The organism is Dyadobacter crusticola DSM 16708, from assembly GCF_000701505.1.
GTDB lineage: Bacteria > Bacteroidota > Bacteroidia > Cytophagales > Spirosomataceae > Dyadobacter > Dyadobacter crusticola.
In genome coordinates, this window is sequence record NZ_JNJB01000006.1 from 75,621 (window position 1) to 92,811 (window position 17,191).

Annotated in this window: 14 protein-coding genes; 6 read left to right on the forward strand and 8 right to left on the reverse strand. The window is 49.5% G+C overall.

Going from position 1 to position 17,191, the window contains the following annotated elements:
- Positions 1 to 2: 2 nt before the first annotated feature.
- On the reverse strand, positions 3 to 1,457 hold the full coding sequence (locus Q369_RS0108825; RefSeq protein ID WP_229206777.1) for an aminotransferase-like domain-containing protein: 1,455 nt from the start codon (positions 1,455 to 1,457) through the stop codon (positions 3 to 5).
- A 188-nt stretch (positions 1,458 to 1,645) separates the two neighbouring features.
- Between Q369_RS0108825 and Q369_RS0108830 the strand changes: the two genes are divergently transcribed.
- Positions 1,646 to 2,893 (forward strand): hypothetical protein, encoded by a 1,248-nt coding sequence (locus Q369_RS0108830; protein WP_031527440.1) that lies wholly within the window; start codon positions 1,646 to 1,648, stop codon positions 2,891 to 2,893.
- An 11-nt stretch (positions 2,894 to 2,904) separates the two neighbouring features.
- Here Q369_RS0108830 and Q369_RS0108835 read toward each other — a convergent pair whose 3' ends face one another.
- The 4 genes from Q369_RS0108835 to Q369_RS0108850 form a co-directional block, all read right to left on the reverse strand.
- Entirely contained in the window at positions 2,905 to 3,555 is a 651-nt protein-coding gene (locus tag Q369_RS0108835; RefSeq protein ID WP_035333184.1) for an ATP-binding cassette domain-containing protein, read from the reverse strand.
- 2 nt (positions 3,556 to 3,557) lie between these two features.
- A complete protein-coding gene (locus Q369_RS0108840; protein WP_031527442.1) occupies positions 3,558 to 3,878 on the reverse strand; it encodes a hypothetical protein in 321 nt (106 codons plus the stop codon).
- 93 nt (positions 3,879 to 3,971) lie between these two features.
- On the reverse strand, positions 3,972 to 5,756 hold the full coding sequence (locus Q369_RS28300; RefSeq protein ID WP_051663983.1) for a serine hydrolase domain-containing protein: 1,785 nt from the start codon (positions 5,754 to 5,756) through the stop codon (positions 3,972 to 3,974).
- 50 nt (positions 5,757 to 5,806) lie between these two features.
- Positions 5,807 to 8,218: an ABC transporter permease gene (locus Q369_RS0108850; protein ID WP_031527444.1), complete on the reverse strand. Its 2,412-nt coding sequence runs from the start codon at positions 8,216 to 8,218 to the stop codon at positions 5,807 to 5,809.
- A 267-nt stretch (positions 8,219 to 8,485) separates the two neighbouring features.
- On the opposite strand from Q369_RS0108850, the gene Q369_RS0108855 reads away from it, so the two are divergent.
- A complete protein-coding gene (locus Q369_RS0108855) occupies positions 8,486 to 8,740 on the forward strand; it encodes a hypothetical protein (protein WP_035333186.1) in 255 nt (84 codons plus the stop codon).
- Positions 8,741 to 8,788: 48 nt separating this feature from the next.
- Here the strand turns inward: Q369_RS0108855 and Q369_RS0108860 are convergent, their stop codons facing one another.
- The gene (locus tag Q369_RS0108860) at positions 8,789 to 9,679 is read right to left on the reverse strand and encodes a dienelactone hydrolase family protein (protein ID WP_031527446.1); all 891 of its coding nucleotides are present in this window, start codon (positions 9,677 to 9,679) and stop codon (positions 8,789 to 8,791) included.
- Between the two features lie 165 nt (positions 9,680 to 9,844).
- Between Q369_RS0108860 and Q369_RS0108865 the strand changes: the two genes are divergently transcribed.
- The 3 genes from Q369_RS0108865 to Q369_RS0108875 all read left to right on the forward strand — a co-directional run bounded on the left by Q369_RS0108865 (position 9,845) and on the right by Q369_RS0108875 (position 12,633).
- A complete protein-coding gene (locus tag Q369_RS0108865) occupies positions 9,845 to 10,108 on the forward strand; it encodes a hypothetical protein (protein WP_031527447.1) in 264 nt (87 codons plus the stop codon).
- A 106-nt stretch (positions 10,109 to 10,214) separates the two neighbouring features.
- On the forward strand, positions 10,215 to 11,735 hold the full coding sequence (locus Q369_RS0108870) for an FAD/NAD(P)-binding protein (RefSeq protein ID WP_031527448.1): 1,521 nt from the start codon (positions 10,215 to 10,217) through the stop codon (positions 11,733 to 11,735).
- On the forward strand, positions 11,719 to 12,633 hold the full coding sequence (locus tag Q369_RS0108875) for an AEC family transporter (RefSeq protein ID WP_031527449.1): 915 nt from the start codon (positions 11,719 to 11,721) through the stop codon (positions 12,631 to 12,633). The genes Q369_RS0108870 and Q369_RS0108875 overlap by 17 nt, the downstream gene beginning before the upstream one ends.
- Here the strand turns inward: Q369_RS0108875 and Q369_RS0108880 are convergent.
- A complete protein-coding gene (locus Q369_RS0108880) occupies positions 12,607 to 13,104 on the reverse strand; it encodes a DoxX family protein (protein WP_051663984.1) in 498 nt (165 codons plus the stop codon). The two genes, Q369_RS0108875 and Q369_RS0108880, sit on opposite strands and share 27 nt — an antisense overlap.
- Positions 13,105 to 13,167: 63 nt before the next feature.
- Positions 13,168 to 13,734, reverse strand: coding sequence for a Crp/Fnr family transcriptional regulator (locus Q369_RS0108885; RefSeq protein WP_031527451.1), 567 nt, complete (start codon positions 13,732 to 13,734; stop codon positions 13,168 to 13,170).
- 321 nt (positions 13,735 to 14,055) lie between these two features.
- On the opposite strand from Q369_RS0108885, the gene Q369_RS0108890 reads away from it, so the two are divergent.
- Entirely contained in the window at positions 14,056 to 17,187 is a 3,132-nt protein-coding gene (locus Q369_RS0108890; protein WP_031527452.1) for a SusC/RagA family TonB-linked outer membrane protein, read from the forward strand.
- Positions 17,188 to 17,191: the final 4 nt, after the last annotated feature.

Below are 17,191 nucleotides of genomic sequence, written 5' to 3' on the forward strand. Positions count from 1 at the left end.
ATTTACGCCCTGACCAGCGATTGTGTCAGGGCACCCAATATTTTGATCGCGTGCTCGATCTGTTTGTTCATCGGAATACCGAAACAGATCCGGATATAGTTTGAAAACCGCCCGTCGGTACTGAAAACCTGTCCTGGTGAGACACTGATCCCCTGTTTCAGCCCCATATTGAAAAGATCAAATGCATCAATGGATTTTTCAAGCTCTACCCAAAGCACGTAACCTCCTTGCGGCTCGCTGATCCGCGTCGACGCCGGAAAGTGGGTTTCAATGGTGCGGGTATACAGCAGGCACTGCTCTTTTAGGGCAGCCCGAAGTTTCCGTAAATGCAGGTCAAACCGGCCCGTCTGAAAGAAAAGGCCTACTGCAGCCTGGGTTGGCGTGGCCGAAGATACGGTGTGCATCAACTTGATCTGAATGAATTTGTCCATGAATTTGCCGGGCAGGCACCAGCCTACGCGGTACCCGGGAGCCAGTGATTTCGACACGGAAGAACATAGCAGCACAAGTCCTTTTTTGTCATAACTCTTACAGGTCCGCGGTCTGGATTTGCCAAAATAAAGCTCTCCGTAAATATCATCCTCTATCAGCGGAATATCTGCGGCGGCAAGCAGCTCGACGAGCCGCTTCTTATGTGCATCCGGCATTACGCAGCCCAGCGGATTGGTGAAATTGGTGACAAACAGGCAAGCATTGATCCTGACAGACTGCATTGCTTCTGCCAGATAATCGATATCAATGCCGGTACGCGGGTCAGTAGGGATTTCCAGCACTTTCAGTCCCAGACTTTTCATGACATGGAAGATACCGAAGTAGGTAGGCGTTTCGATGGCAATCGTGTCGCCTGGTTCTGACACTGCTTTCAGACTGAAAACAAGCGCTTCCATGCAGCCTTGCGTAGTTACCACCTCATTTTCGCTGACCTGTCCGCCCCAGTTGAATGCATAGCGCGCGATTTGCTGTCTGAGCATCAGGTTACCTCTTACATCCTCGTAGCCAACGCATTGGTCTGCGCTGTTGCGGACTGCCTCGGCCATTGTCTTACTCAGTTTGGCAGCAGGCAGCAGCTTCGGCGAGGGCACTGCGACAGACAGCCTCACCAGTCCCTCGGCTTGCACATTTTTGTAAACCCACGCCAGGATATCGTCCACGCTCGCCCGCTCGGGCAAACGCTGCTCGTCGGGGAGGTACCGCAACGAATGCAGGGGCTGATCGCGGTGGCTGACGTAAAACCCCGATTTTGGCCGCGCTTCGATGAGGCCTTTTATTTCCAGCTGTGTATATGCTTTGAATGCGGTAGACAGGCTCACACCCTGTTCTTTACTGAGCGCCCGGACCGATGGGAGCTTGTCACCAATTTTGAGCGCGCCGCTCAGGATATTGCTTTCCAGCTTTTCGGCAAGCTGGTTGTATAAAAATTCCTCCTGCCTGGTTGTAGCAACTTCCGTGATCATCATATTCAGTTATGCCCAAAAATAAGCAAAGTGCAACTGCTCTCTTAGTCGCGCAAACTTTTATGGAGAAGCAATACAACTGTTTCGCACATTACCAGCCTCTTTAAGCAAAATAACAGCCCGAAATTTACCATTGTCGCCGGTAAGCGCTGAGGGCGCATTCCTTTAATCCTGTTAAATGCCTGCCCATTATGAAGCCGCTATACCTTGCTTTATTGTCACTGATCTCCCTTGCCGGCTTTGCCCAGGATACTGTCAAAGTTGCCTTCACCGAGGAGCAGGATACATTGGTCCGGCAGCGTTTTGTCGATCGGTACGAAAATGTTTTCATGACCAAAGTTCCCTCGCGTCACATGTTCAAGGTCAGTTTAACATTCCTTCCCAATTATTTGATGAATGTTAAAAACAGCGGTAATGAGGGAACCCAACTGGATCTCGGATATGAATATAAGTTGCTGCCTTCCTGGTCAGCAGGGGGAGAAGTGGGCGTTAGCGGCCATCAGGGCACACATGTTGGATTTGGAGGTGTGTTTTCAGCCAAAGTATATACCCGCTGGTACTATGATATGCGGCGCAGGATCAGGGAAGGAACAAGTGTCAACAATTTTACCGGTAACTTCCTTGCGCTGGTCGGCGAGAAGCAATGGGGCAAAGGGGTGGCACTTGACCAGCTTCAAAGGCTGGGCGTAGAGTTCGGTCTGCAGCGACGGTTTTTCAATCTCGGCCGGATCGAATTGGGAGTTGGTTTGTACTATCAGGATTATAAACAGTTAGAGTACCAGTTTTTGCTTACCCAACACCTGAACAAATCTTGGCCGGTGGCAATCACCTCGCGTACCAGCATGGGCATTGGTTTCGGGGATTGGAAACGACAGAAGAACATACCGATTTGTGACGTTTTATTTTGTGAAGATGATGTGCAGCAACAATGGAAACTGCTGTGGCCCAAACTGTACCTTTCTCCCAATTTCTTAAATGGGACAGTCGGTGTGGGCTATGAAAGAAAGATTGCAAAAAGTCCTTTTTCCCTCAATACCCAGTCCACTGCTTTTTATATGCGCATTGCTGCGAAGGGATTGTCTTACCCGTTGGATAAAGTCCGGGTAAGTAACGATTTTCAGGTCCACTCTTCCGTACAATTGCGTTATTACTTAGATCAGCGACGGAATATCAGGCGTGGGACCGGCGGTAACAACCTGTCAGGAGCGTACATCGGCCCGTATGCCGACCATTTGTTTTATCATAGCGAGACGATATTCGGGGTTGGTAAAAGTAAGAAGCACGTCGGCCTGGGACTTGGATTTGGCGTGCAGCAAACCATATTCAACAAAGCTTACGTTGATCTTTCAGCCGGCCTCAGCCACAACCTTTTAAAGACAGATGCAGATTCAAAACGCCGTCTCGGTTCAGTTAAGCTTGGTTTCGGGTTGATTTTGTGAAAACAGGATTGTTAATAAATGTATCCGAAGTCGCGGAGCTGCTTCATAGGTTCCTGCAGCAGAATAGTCCTGCCACCATCGCTTAGCAGGTACACCTGGTCTGACATTGCGAGTACATCCTGATAGTAATGATCTGAGATGAGAATGCCTTTGGAAGTTTTCAGTACCGAGAGCCAGGCTTTAATCCGCTCCACATGCAGCGGCATCAGATTTGAAAAAGGTTCATCCAGCATGATAAATGGCGCGGGGCAGGAGATAACCATGATGGTTTCAATCAAACGCTGCTGGCCTCCTGATAGCTGATCCAATTGTTGGGACAATATGCTTTCAAGCTCCGGAAAGTACGATACAGCCTCTTCAACGGGCACTTTATAAAGCCTGAGTGCCTCCGAAACTTTGAGGTATCCCGGTACAAACTGCCGCTGTGGCAGGTACGCAGCAACATTGGTTTGCTGGTAAAGTTTGCTGACGTACGTCTTGTCAATCCTGACAGAGCAGTTTTGCGCTGGCCGCGTGCCGTAAATCACTTGCAGCAAGCTCGACTTGCCGCTTCCATTCCGCCCGAGCAAGCCTACTATTTCTCCCTTTTCTATTTTCAGGTAAATATTTTGGAGAATCTTCCGGCCGCCGTATTCGAGCAGGATACTATCTGCTTCTAGCATATTCAGCCTAAGATGATGGTCTTTAAAATGATCCATAATGCAAACACGGCGAGGTCCAGCAGGTACGTCAGCAAAGCCAGTCTCATTTCTGACAGGCCGAAATGATTGTAAAAAACAAAACCTTTTCTGTTGGAGGAACGGAACAGGTACCATATCAAAGCCTGGCACCCGCTGCGCAGCCACAGGAAAATCATTATAAACGTAGGAAATACCTCAGCTGTGAAAGAGGGAAAGTCCACAATGCCCCACATCAGCAAGGAGGTGGCTGTGGTTACAGGCCAGATACTTCTGTAAAAGATAGCTATGACTTGAAGCTTTCGCATTCCCTTGTTTTTTGTGGGAAGATAGCGTGCTTCAATCAGCAGTTTTGAAATTTAACATCTTTTAACCTGCGAAAGCAGCTTCTCAAAAGCCGCTCATTTACTCACAACATCACAGTCAGTCACCAGACCTGCGGCGGTTAAATGAACAAGTACAAACCGGCCCGGTTTGTTGCCGGACAGCTGGTAAGTGACGATTTCATTTACATCGCCGCCGTGCCGCTGAATGCCGCGGCCCTGCACATTTTCGGTATGTACAAGCTGGATCGCCGTCATTCCGTGCAGGTCCCGGGTGCCCTGTGTAAAGGCGCGGCGAGTTCCATCGGCAATGCCCGGAGCTTCTTCCAGCGCCTTTCCGCCTTTCCCCATTGCATTGAGCGCGGCTTCTATCTGCTTGGTGCGCGCTGGATTCGGGTCGGAGGTGGTTTTCGGGCTTGTAAAAAGCGGGCCGATCCGCGGGACTTTTCGTTCCTCGTTACCGGTTTTCCACATGAAGTCAGTAACCTGCCCTTTTGCATCGGGCGTGAAAGTCACAATCGCGTCGCGGTCGGTGGAAGCGAATTGTGTTGGTGAGAGAGGCACAAACTCCTCGTCAGGCAGGTTATCCGTCAATGAATACAGGCGGTTGTTTTCAAACAGGAAGGCGATCATCCTGTTGTTATCGAGCTCGTACCTTCCCTCAAAAGCCGCCACTTGTGCGTGTTTCACATTGGCCGCCACACGTGGAATGGGCCTGCTCACCGGAAACCCTTCCCAATGGTACTGTGCGGCAACTGCATTCAACACCTGGCCCACCAATCTTGAATTATCATTTGCATTAATCATAATCACAACGCCCTGTCCGGTCTCGGCACCGGCTGTCAGCAAAGCATCAAATCCTTCGTCGCGGCCGCCATGACCAAACCGCAGGGCATTTCCTTTGCCTTCCACAAACACGCCGAGCCCGTCATTATTCTTCTGATCGGTGAGCATTTGCCGGATCATGGCTTGCGAGAGTACTGAGCCTGCTTTCCCGGCAAGACCATTTTGAATGCTGATCGCAAAACGGGCCAGGTCCGATGGGGTAGTCCATAGTCCCGCAGCTGCCATTTCGGGGTAAATGTGCCAGCGGCCTTCTACCATAGTTCTGTCACTCGTGTGAGCCGTAGCGGTCAGTTTCGCCTTATCGGCAGGCAGCGGCTGCTTAAAAGTACTTACGCGCATGTTGGTGGGCGTTAGTATGGTTTCCTGCATGAACTCAGGAAAAGATTTGCCGGTAACATCGATGATCATTTGCTGCATCACCGTGTACCCGCCACCGGAGTAGCGCCACTGACTTCCGGGAACAAAGTCGACCCGCACGGGGCCGGTATTTGCGGGTGTGGTCCCATCGAGTATCTGTACAACGGACGGGATAGGCCCGGCTGCGGCGTAACCCGGAAAGCCGCTGACGGTCAGTCCCGTGGTGTGGCTGAGCAAGCCGCGTAACGTTACTTTTTTGTCTTTCAAAAATTCATTTTCAGGTACTTTCCATGTTTTTAATTTGCTGTTCACATCCTCGTCAAGCGACAGTTTTCCTTTTTCAACCAAAAACAATGCGCCTACTGCTGAGACGGACTTGCTGATCGAGCCGGCCTGAAATAAAGTCGATTCAGTTACAGGTATCTTGCCTGTTTTATCGATAAACCCGTAACCTTTTGCCTTCACGATCTTACCATCCTGAATAACGGCAAGCGACAGTCCAGGTACCTGCCGTTTTTTCATCAACGATTCAATAATCAGATCAAGACTATCCACCTGAACCGCGGAGCTGGAATGCTGGCTGATGCTGTTTTTTGCATTGACGGTCACCGCTCCACTTTGAAAAGCAAGCGCAGCCAGCAGGAGAAATGTGTATTTCATTAGATAAGCGGTTTTGGGTTGAATTGAGAAAGTAAGCGGGTGAAAATCTCCTAGTCGGCACGCAGCGCTTTCACCGGGTTTTCCAAGGCAGCTTTGAGCGCCTGGAAGCTGACGGTCAGGATGGTGAGCACAAGTGCGGCCATTCCCGGGCCGGCGAAAATCCACCAGGTCATTTCAGAACGGTAATGGTACCTGGATAACATTTGACCCAGAAAGTAATAGCTGAGCGGCGCGGCAATGCAGACTGCAATGATGGTCAGGTATACAAAATCTCTGGCAATCATAGCCCAGATGCTTGCAATGGAAGCGCCCAAAACCTTCCTGATGCCAATTTCGCCCCGTCTTTGCTCAGCGGTAAATGCGGCAAGACCGAACAATCCGAGACAGGATATGCAGATTGCAACCGCGGCAAACAGGAAAGTCAGCTGACCAATGCGGTTTTCCAGACTGAATTTCGATCCATACTGCATGTCGGCAAACTGAAAATCAAACACCATTCCGGGTATGTGCTTGTCAAACAACGTGCGGATCTTTGCGAGCGCACTTGCTTGTTCAGTATTTTTATTTAGTTTGATAAACAGGTAATTAGGTGCGTAAGTCATGAAATAGATAGTCTGCTTCACCGGTTCGTAAGGCGATTGCATCACCATATCACGCACCACACCGACAATGTGATATTCCGAGTCATTGAAAGTGCCGTCTTTCCAGCGGACTTTGGTACCTACGGGATCAGTAAGCCCCATGTATCTGGCAGCAGATTCGTTGATGATGATCGCAGAGGAGTCGGCAATGTAATCTTTTGAAAAATCCCTTCCCTGAATGACTTTCCAGCCGACAGTTTGTCCGTAGCTGTGTGAGGCTGCGATCACTGCAAATTGATCCTGGTCGGTCCCTGATTTGCCTTTCCAGTAAAAACCCCGTGCATTGGAAAGTACATCGGTGACGGGACCGGAAGATTGCGCCACTGAAAAAACGGCGCCGGATTGCAGCAGATCATTTTTCAATGCTTCCAAATGCATACTGCCAGGCGGTATCTTCACATTCAGCAACCCTTTCTGATCATAGCCGGTATCCCTGTTTTGCACAAACTGAACCTGCCGGAATACGCCGACGGTTCCGATAATGAGGGAAACAGAAATTGTAAATTGCAGAACAACCAGTGCTTTACGTGGTGTTGAGGAAAACCTTCCGGTGCTGCCCGTGCCTGACTTCAATATATTCACCGGCTTGAAAGAGGAGAGGTGCATTGCCGGGTAACCGCCCGCCGCAAGGCTCACTGCAACACAGAAGGCAATGGAGATCCATAGGAAATACGAATTCTGTATTAATCCGTGTTCGCCGAAAACGTCAATGTGCTTGTCCGTGATTGCATTGAATTGTGGCAATGCAGTCTGCACAAGCAGTAAAGCCGCTACAAACGAAACAGCGACCACGAGAAAGGATTCACAAATAAACTGAAAAACAAGTTGCGCGCGCATTGACCCGACAGTTTTGCGCACACCCACTTCCCTCGCGCGCTTTGCAGAACGCGCCGTGCTCAGGTTCATGAAATTAATGCAGGCCAGCAGTAGAATGAAGATCGCAATCGCCGTGAACAGCTTGACATAGTAAATCTGGCCGCCTGTATTGACACCGTTTTCCCAGTTTGCATACAAGTGCCACCTGCTCATCGGATGCAACGAGATCAATGCTGAGGCAGGTGCATGGCTTTTCAGATGCTGGGCGGGTACGTTCCTGATCTTTTCCGAGACAGCCGCTATTGTTGTACTCTTCCGGGTTTGGACCAGTATTTCGAAGGTATTTACCTCCCAATTGTCTTTTAGCTGATCTACCCACTGCCTGCTTCTTGCCGATTTGAAGAGCTTCCAGGGAGCTATGAATGCGAGGTTATGGTAATCTGAATTGGATGGAAAATCCTTGTATACACCTGCTACAATGCCTTTCAGCTCATTGTCGATGGTCAGGACTTGTCCATTCGCCCGGGTTGTGCCAAAGATCGAGCGCGCGGCGGATTCGGATAGCAGCAGATTCGACGGACCTTCTAGCGCCGTGTCGCTGCCGCTGAGCATTTGAAGCGATAGGATTTTGGGGCCGTAGGGTTCCATAAACCTGCCTTTCTTCCTGAATTTATGCTCTCCCGCAATCAGGTTGTAATCTTCCGTATCCCATGAAACCGCAACATGTTCAAAGTCTGCCGCAAATTCTTCCCGCAGCGTGGCGGCGAGCGGGAATGGCATGTTCGGCGTACTGACGATCTCCCCATTTTGCGTGCGGTGCGACATCAGGCGTGCCACGTGCTGGTGGTTCCCGGCGCCTTTATTAAAGTTCCATTCGTCCCAGACCCATACAAAAATCAGTATGGCTACCGTCAGGCCGAGCGCAAGGCCCGAGAGGTTGATCAGGGTGTAGCCTTTGTTTCTGTAAAAACCTCTGAGCGCAATTTTAAAGTAGTTTTGGAGCATGTTGAAAAGGGGCAGGGATTAAGGCACGTCGTAGTATGTCACTACTTGTAGGATAAATATGGTGCCATTCTGGTAGTGTGCTCGGCAAGCGGTTTTTTTACGGAATCATGTTCGCAATCGGACACTTTTTCCGCTGTTTCCGAACAGGAACAATGCATGGAATGGAGCCCGGTAACAGCGCGGCACAATGTTTGAAACGGATCATACTGTACGTAACAGCAATGCGTATTGAACAATAATCCCAGCAGGATCTACACGAAGGCATTTATGAAAAAGAAAGACAGTCTGAAAGAAAGCTACATCAAAATGCTTGAATGGTATCAGTACCGGGCAGAAGAGAATACAGGATCATTAAAAAAGCTTCAAAAGCTGCTGGCCGAGCTCGACAGGGAATCCGAAGCGAGTGAGGCTTACGAAAAAGATGTGGACGATCTCGAATCCCTGAAATTCATTTACGAAACGGGCATCCGCAACTTTGAAAGCCAGGTCGAAAAGTACAAGGCAATGATCGCCGAAATGTGAACCCGCGAGCACAACGCAGTACGCATTGTGCTCCGTTTTTCAGGTATGCTAGGATTTTAGCTTCGCATTGAAGAACTCGATCGTACGTTTCCAGGCAAGCTCGGCCGCCGCCTTATCGTAGCGGGGCGTAGTATCATTATGAAATCCGTGGTTCGTATCCGGATAAATGTAGGCTTCATATTCTTTATTGTTGGCTGTTAATGCCTCCTGATAAGCAGGCCAGCCTTCATTGACGCGCGCATCGAGCGCGGCATAATGGATCAGCAGCGGCGCTTTGATCTTCGGAACATCTTCGGTCGCCGGCTGCCCTCCGTAAAAGGGAACCGCTGCCGCCAGTTCAGGTACGCGGACTGCCATCATATTGGCAATGCCGCCGCCGAAACAGAATCCGACAACACCGATCTTCCCATTGCAGTCTGGATGGTTTCTCAGATAATCGAATGCGGCAATGAAATCTTCCTGCATTTCATTCCGGTCGCGCTTGCTTTGCATGGCACGGCCTTCATCGTCGTTGCCGGGATAGCCGCCGAGCGGGGTAAGCGCATCGGGTGCAATGGAGAGAAATCCGGCCAATGCAGCCCGTCTGCCTACATCTTCAATATGCGGATTCAGACCGCGGTTTTCGTGTACAACGATCACACCGCCCAGTTTTCCTTTCGCATCCGCGGGCTTGGAGAGCAATGCCTTGATCTTGCCGCCGCCTTTTGGAGAATCATAGGTGATATAGTCCGATTTCAGCCTGGTATCGCCGGCGTGTACCTGGATCGCACCGTGGTAGTCGGGCATGAGGAAGCTCATCAATGAAGCTACTGTAATCCCGCCCACCGCGTAAGCAGATAGTTTTTGCATAAAATCACGTCGCTCGACGCGGTTGTGCGCATAGTCGTCGTAGAGGTCAAAAACTTCCTGTTTAATATCTTCTTTCCTGATTTCTGACATATATCCTTTTAGGTTGATGTGATGTGTAAATATATAGGTTTGAACCGATATCCGTGCGGGCGTATGCTTCACTTCAACTTATAACCGTAAACAAAATAATATTGACCTTTTGCTAGCGTTTTTGGCACAAATTGAATAATTTATGTGTCAAAAATGCATTCATCCATGAATTCAAATCTAGAAGAGAAACGGAGAGAGTTGTTTGAACTTCATAAAGCGAAACTGGGTACCGACGCCCCGCTGATGAGAAGACCTGTTGCTGCGCCTGCTGTTGCGCAGAAAGTAAAAGCAACCGACATGAGAGAAGCGGAGGCAAAAGTGCCGCTTACTACCAGAAACAAGATCAAGTACGTCATCATAGCTATAACTGCACTGATCGTTCTGGCTGAACTCGTATTCCTCGCCAGTCAGGCAGGTTGGCTGGGATAACCAAAGCTACCCGCGCACAATCCAGCCATTTTGCATAGCACGATTGTTTTAGTACTCACCTGAGCCGGAAGTTGGTTCCGGTGTGTGTCGATAGCAAACGTCAAAAATGGGTTCAATCAACATAACAATCATCGGGGGAGGAGCTTGCGGGATTTCCGCATTTACGGAGCTTTTCCTTCAACTCAGGATCGCAAACCTTCATCAGGAAGTCAGTATCACCATAATAGAAGAGAATGAAGAGGTAGGCAAAGGGCTCGCTTTCGGTACCAAACAACCAGGCCACATTCTCAATACCCAGGCCGACCTGATGGGGATCCATCTCGCAGAGCCAGAACATTTCAGCGAGTGGCTGATCAGGCACCAGCAGCGGATAGGAGAGGAGATAGTCGACAACCAGGGCAAGAATGAGGCTTTTACAACCCGTAGGCTCTACGGAGATTACCTGAAAGAGCAGTTCGAGCATTACTTTTCACTGGCCAAAGCGGAGGGAATGCAAACCGAAGTGGTACACGCAAGTGCCATTAACGTTAAAAAGGAAGAAAATGGCTTCACGGTCTTCCTTTCCAATCAGCAAACACATGCATGCGATTACCTGGTGCTCGCGCCCGGTACACCCGTCGCCAACAATTATCCGCACCTGGAAGGCAAGAAAAACTATTTCGGATCGCCCTGGCCTTCGTCAGATATCCTCGAAAATGTGCCCAGAGATGCAGATGTGGGCGTTTTGGGTTCAAGCCTGAGTGCGATAGATGCTTTGATGACGCTCGCGGATAACGAGCACCGGGGCAAAATTACCTTCTACTCGCTCGACGGGCTGATGCCGCGCGTACAGGTTGAAAAACCGGAACCTTACGAGCGTAAATACCTCACCATTAAAAACCTGCACCGCATTCAACGGGAAAAGCTGCGCAACCCGACCGTTGTGGAGGTTTTCAGACTTTTCGTGAAAGAAGCCGAAAGTTATGCGGGCAAGAAAATTGACTGGAAAGCGACTAAACGCGACAGAAAGCCAGCAGCTGAACTGTTAAGAGAAGACATCGAAACTGCTCGGGCAGGCGGGGATGCATTGATGAACATTCCATACTCGCTGCGTTATGACAGTTCCGAAATGTGGAAGGCGCTGGATGAAAGCGAGCGGATCAAATTTAAGCAATGGCTGGGCGGCTACTGGGCAACCAATCGCCACGGGATGCCGCTTGTCAATGCAGAGCGCGTTTGTAAGTTGTTTGACAATCAGCAGCTAAGCGTTCAGTCCGACCTGAAAGAAGTAAAATATATAGAGGACAAGGAAGGCTTCGAGATGCGTTTTGGGGATCAGGTGAATTTTACCAAATACCTGATCAATGCAACCGGCCCTGCTTCGGCTGTAAAGGCTATGAAATCGGAGCTTATCAAAAATCTGGCGGAAGGAAAGCTCATCGAACCAGAACCTGTGGGCGGGATCCGGATGGATACGCAAACCATGCAGGTAGTAACTTCCGGCAAGCCGGTCCCTCACTTTTACGTACTAGGCCACCTTTGTAACGGACTGTTACTCGACGTGAATGCGGTTTGGTTTAATGTACGTACTATCGGCAGTTTGAGCCAGCACATCCTAAAAACCATCGTCAGTGAAAGAACTGCTTAAACTCTATTCCGAGCTGCTTCCGGTGCTGGCATTTATCCCCATCGGATACTGGGTAAAGAAGAAATTCAATGTCCAGGCCAAGTACATCAGCGCGCCGTTAATCAAGGTATTGCTGCCGCTGGTCGTGTTTTTCAATGTACTAGATGCGGAAGCGCAGAAGCTTTACATTCTGCCGGTGATTACTTTCATACTCGCATTGTCGATGAACCTGGTGGCGAATTTTGCCCATAAAAAATTCGCAAATGACATGGAGCCGCTGCTGCTGCGAAGCTCATTCTCATTTTTCAACATTGCCTTTTTCGGCATTCCGACAGTTACCGCCCTTTTCGGCGAAAAGGATGTGAGCACATTGATCTGCATTTACCTCGGTTCCGCATTGTATGGGGATACGATCGGTTATTTTCAGGTTGCCAAAACAAAGCTCTCCAAGTCGGACGCGATCAAAAAAGTACTGCAAATTCCTTTTCTGTACGTTTTCGTAGCTGCGATGATCTGCAAGTTACTGGAAGTGGAAACCCCCGAATTTATGAAAGCGCCCATTAAGGTGGTCAGCTTTTGCGTTTCTTCGGCGGGTATGCTGATCGTCGGCTTGCAGCTGGCAGATGTTGATTTTAAAGAACTCAAAGGCAAGCTTTACGCCAAGCTTTTTGCATTAAGGGCAGTCGCGGCAGCTGTAATTGTCGGTGCATTGATCCTCGCGGAGTACCTGATCTTCAAAAAGCTGGAAGATAACGATTATAAAATGCTGGCGCTGGTACCGCTGTTTCCGGTGGCCGCCAATGTGACCGTATTTGCATCTTTTCTGAAAACAGGTGAGTCGCAGTCTGTACTGCTTGTTTTTCTCTCGACGATTTTGTCGCTGGTGCTCGTTTCACTTGCGGTATTGTTCTTTTTTTAGCCGCGGCTGCCGCATTGCAGGCTCCGGCCGGATCGCAGAAAGGTAAACCCACGCAATAAAGAAAAGCTGCAACGGAACCCTGAACCAGAGATATCCCGGCCCGTCGCCGTCGTAAGAGGCTGTTTGCAGATTAATGTGGTGCATTGCGCCGTAAATATTGGCAGGCAGTATCATTACGAAAAACACGATCAATAGCCAGCCGGTTAACCATGTGAATTTTGGTAAAAGCAAGCCGGCCGCGGCAGCAAGTTCCAGTATTCCCGTAATCCAAACGAGCTCCCGCTTAAACGGAAGAAAGTCCGGCAGCATCATTTCCATTCCTTTTGTAAATCCAAAATGCGCGAGCCCGGTAACAACCAGCATCGCTGCCATTCCGATCCGTGCAGCGAGCGCCAGCTCATATTGTCCACGCGTTTTTCTCAAAATCAATAATGAGATTGTAAATACAATGATCAGGACTATTTCAGGCATATCTGTCGGCGTTTTGTTTCTGCAAAGTTGCGCCGCTATAAAGTGCGATGAAATGAACCTGGGTTAAGAAATGCGTTTCCGGATGCGGCTGAGCGCCTGTGGCGTGATGCCGATGTAGGAAGCGAGGTACTTACCCGGAATCTCCTGAATGAGCTTAGGCTGGTTGTTGAGTAAATGCAAATACCGCTCTTCTGCGGTTTGGGTGAGAAAAGCCATTTCACGCTCCGTTTTTGTCAGGAACAATTGTTCCGCAGCAAACCGCCCGATCCGGTTACCGACGCTTGTTCGCTCATAAACTTCTTGCAAATCGGGGTAGCTGATGCGCCAGAGTACCGTGTTTGTCAAAGCTTGTATGTAAAAACCAGCCGGCTTCCTGGTAATGAACGAACTGTACCCGCTCATAAATTCACCCGCAAAAGCAAAGTCAAACGTGAGCTCTTCCTCATTTTTGTCGAGGAAAAAACGCACGATTCCCGATTCGATAAATGAAAGGTAATGCTCCACCTTTCCGGCTGTCAGCACCAGTTCCTTCTTCTGAAATTCCTGCTTCACCAGCCTGGATGAAAATGCCTCCCATTCCAGATCGGACAGAGGTGTAATCTGTTCAAAATAACTGCGGATTGCCTGCATGAACTTGGGTAGCTGTTTTAAATGAAAGATAAGCTACGAAGCGGCTTGATGCCTCTTTTCTTTCAATTTCTCTATTTTTTATACAGATAATTAAAAAATTAATGGGTTTTCCGGGGCTGTTAATCATTTATTAACTATTTCTTAATAGTGCCCCTCGTTCTTTGATCCCACGGTTTGGCCAGCCAGCATAGTACCTAAAACCTTTCAAATTAAATCATGATAAGAACCCGCAAGCGAATCTTCTCCATTCGGAGCAGCGTGGAGAAATGCTGTACCTCAGCTATCGATCAGTCAAAATGAAACTGGATTTAAACAGATAATATGGAAAATCAACTTTTATTAAAACGGGAAATCTTACAGGGTTTCCACAGGATAAGCCGGTGTTTATGCCTTTGCCTGCTGCTCGCATTGCCAGGACTGGCAGTGGCGCAAAGCAGCGAGGTAGAAATATCAGGCGATGTGCGGGATGAAAAAAATTTGGGGATACCCGGCGCAAGCATTGTTTTGCAGGGCACCACAAAGGGGACCACTACCAACACCGACGGTAAGTTTACGCTCTCGGTACCCAGGTCGGGATCGGTATTGATCGTGAGCTTTTTGGGTTACAAACGCCAGGAGATCACCGTAGGCAGCCAGACTGCATTTGATATCAAAATGGAGCTGAGCACCGACGAGCTCAATGAGGTGGTAGTGGTAGGTTACGGTACCCAGCGCAAGCAGACACTCACCGGCGCGATTTCCAATATCGTGACCGAGCAGATCAAAACCACCACGCATACCAGTCTCGCACAGAGCTTGCAGGGAAAGGTAGCAGGTGTGCAGATCCGCCAAAATTCGGGCGAGCCGGGATCATTCAGTACCAATATCAATATCCGCGGATTCGGCGAGCCGCTGTATGTGGTCGACGGGGTGGCACGCGACGGCGGGTATGAATTCCAGAAGATCAATCCCGACGATATCGAGAGCATTTCGGTGCTAAAAGATGCTTCCGCTGCGATTTTCGGTATTCGCGCGGGGAACGGCGTTGTGATTGTTACGACCAAAAAAGGAAAGCAGGGAAAGCCGCAATTCAGCTACAATGCAGTTTACGGAAGGCAAAGCCCGACCGACGTACCCATGATGACCAATGCACTGCAATGGGCTGAAATGCGGAATGACGCGGCCAAGAATCTGGGCGAAAACCCTGTTTACTCACCCGAGGAGATCGAAAAGTTCAGGTCGGGCGCGCCGGGTTATGAGAGTACCGACTGGTACAAGGAAGTGCTCAACAAATCGGCGAGCCAGCAACAGCATTTCATTTCCGCTTCGGGCGGTGAAGGTGCAGCCACTTACTTCGCCAGTTTTGGTTTCCAGAACGAAAACGGCTTGCTGAAAAGCAAGGATATGGGTTATAAAAAATACACTTTCCGTACTAACGTGGGTATCGATCTGACCAAAAACCTGAAAGCGGATATTATCCTGTCAGGCTTGTTTGATAAACGCGACCAGCCGGGAGATAACTTTTTCAACATTTACAAAGGTACCCGCATTGCCCTCGCTACCGAGCGGCCTTATGCCAATGATAATCCAAGATATCCTGCACTGCTGAGCGGCGGATACAACCCGGTTGCATTGGCAAATGGCGATCTGACAGGTTATAGCGAGGATGTGAACAAGTTCTTTCAGTCAACCTTTGCATTGACGTACACGGTACCATTTGTGCCCGGCTTGCGTGTGAAAGGTTTGGTAGCTTACGATAGCAATAACTACCGCAATAAGTCGGTTTCGAAAAGCTACAATCTGTACACTTACGACGCTACGCTGGACAAATACACAGCCCACCAGCAACGCAACCCTTCGCGGATCGGCAACAACTTTTCTGATAACAACCGCGTCACTTTCCAGGGACAGCTGTTTTACAATACAGTTATTGCCAAAAACCACACCCTGGGAGCCACACTCGTGTACGAACAGCAGGAATCTAAAAACCGCTGGGCGGGACTCGGGCGGGAGTATGCATTCTACACCAATGATCAGATCGACCAGGCGGGTTTAAATAACCAGACTACCAGCGGATCGGAAAGCGAATATGCAAGCCAGTCTTACGTTGGGCGTTTGAACTATGATTTCAAAGAAAAATACCTGCTCGAAGTAGCCGCCCGCTACGACGGTTCGTACCGCTACCATCCCGATCGTCGCTGGGGCTTGTTCCCGGTGGTATCTGCCGGTTGGCGCGTTACGGAAGAAGAATTTATGAAACAGATCCCATTCATTTCCATGCTGAAACTGAGAGGATCTTACGGTCTGGTAGGAGCCGATGCCGGCGCGCCGTTCCAGTATGTTCCAGGCTTCTCGCTGTCGGGAGGCGGAGGTTATGAGTTTACGAATGGAAACTACACTACCGGCGCGGCTTCACCTGCGATCGTGAATGAAAAACTGACCTGGTTCAAGTCCAATATTCAGGATATCGGGATTGATGTTGGCTTGTGGGATAACAAGATCGACTTCACGTTTGACATTTACCAGAGAGACCGCAAAGGCTTGCTGGCCAGGCGGAACGTTTCACTTCCAAACACATTCGGAGGTACTTTGCCGGAAGAGAACCTGAACAGCGACCGGGTACGCGGGGTTGAACTTTCAGCCAGTTACAACGGCCAGATACGCAATTTTAAATACGGGATTTCGGGTAACTTCAACTACGCCCGCACCATGAATCGGTATGTGGAAAGAGGCGATTTCCTGAGCAGTATGGACAGGTGGCGCAACGGCGCTGCCAACCGGTGGAATGACGTCGTGTGGGCTTACCAGCTCGAAGGTCAGTTCCAGAATACCGACGAAGTCATTTACGCGCCGATCCAGAACGGCGACCTGGGCAATACCCGCGAGCTTCCGGGTGATTTCAGATACAAAGATGTGGACGGAAACGGCGTGATCGATGGAAACGATGCAATGCCCCTTTTCTTCGGAGGAGATCCTAAAATGTACTATGGTGTGACGCTTACCGCAGGCTGGAAAGGCTTTGACTTTACTGCATTGTTCCAGGGATCGGGCAAATACAGCGTGCGCTTCCGGGAAGTTTATGCGGAGGTATTCGCATTCCGTGGCAATACGCCCGAGTACTTCTACGATCGCTGGCATTTATCGGAAGACAACCAATGGATACCGGGTACGTGGCCCGCTTCCCGCTTCAATTACAATGTGGGCGCGATGTACGCCGAGAGCTCAGCCTGGCGGAAAGATGCTTCTTACCTCCGTTTTAAAAGTGCGCAGCTGGGGTATACATTCAATGTAGGCTGGCTGAAAAAGATCGGTATTCAGGATGTACGCATTTACGGTAATGCGCATAACATCTTCACCTGGGCAGATCCGTTCGTGAAGCCATTTGACCCGGAAAAAATCGAGGGGTTGTTTGGTGCGGGACTTACTTACCCGGTGACGAGAAGCTACAACTTCGGTATCAATGTTAAATTTTAATAGC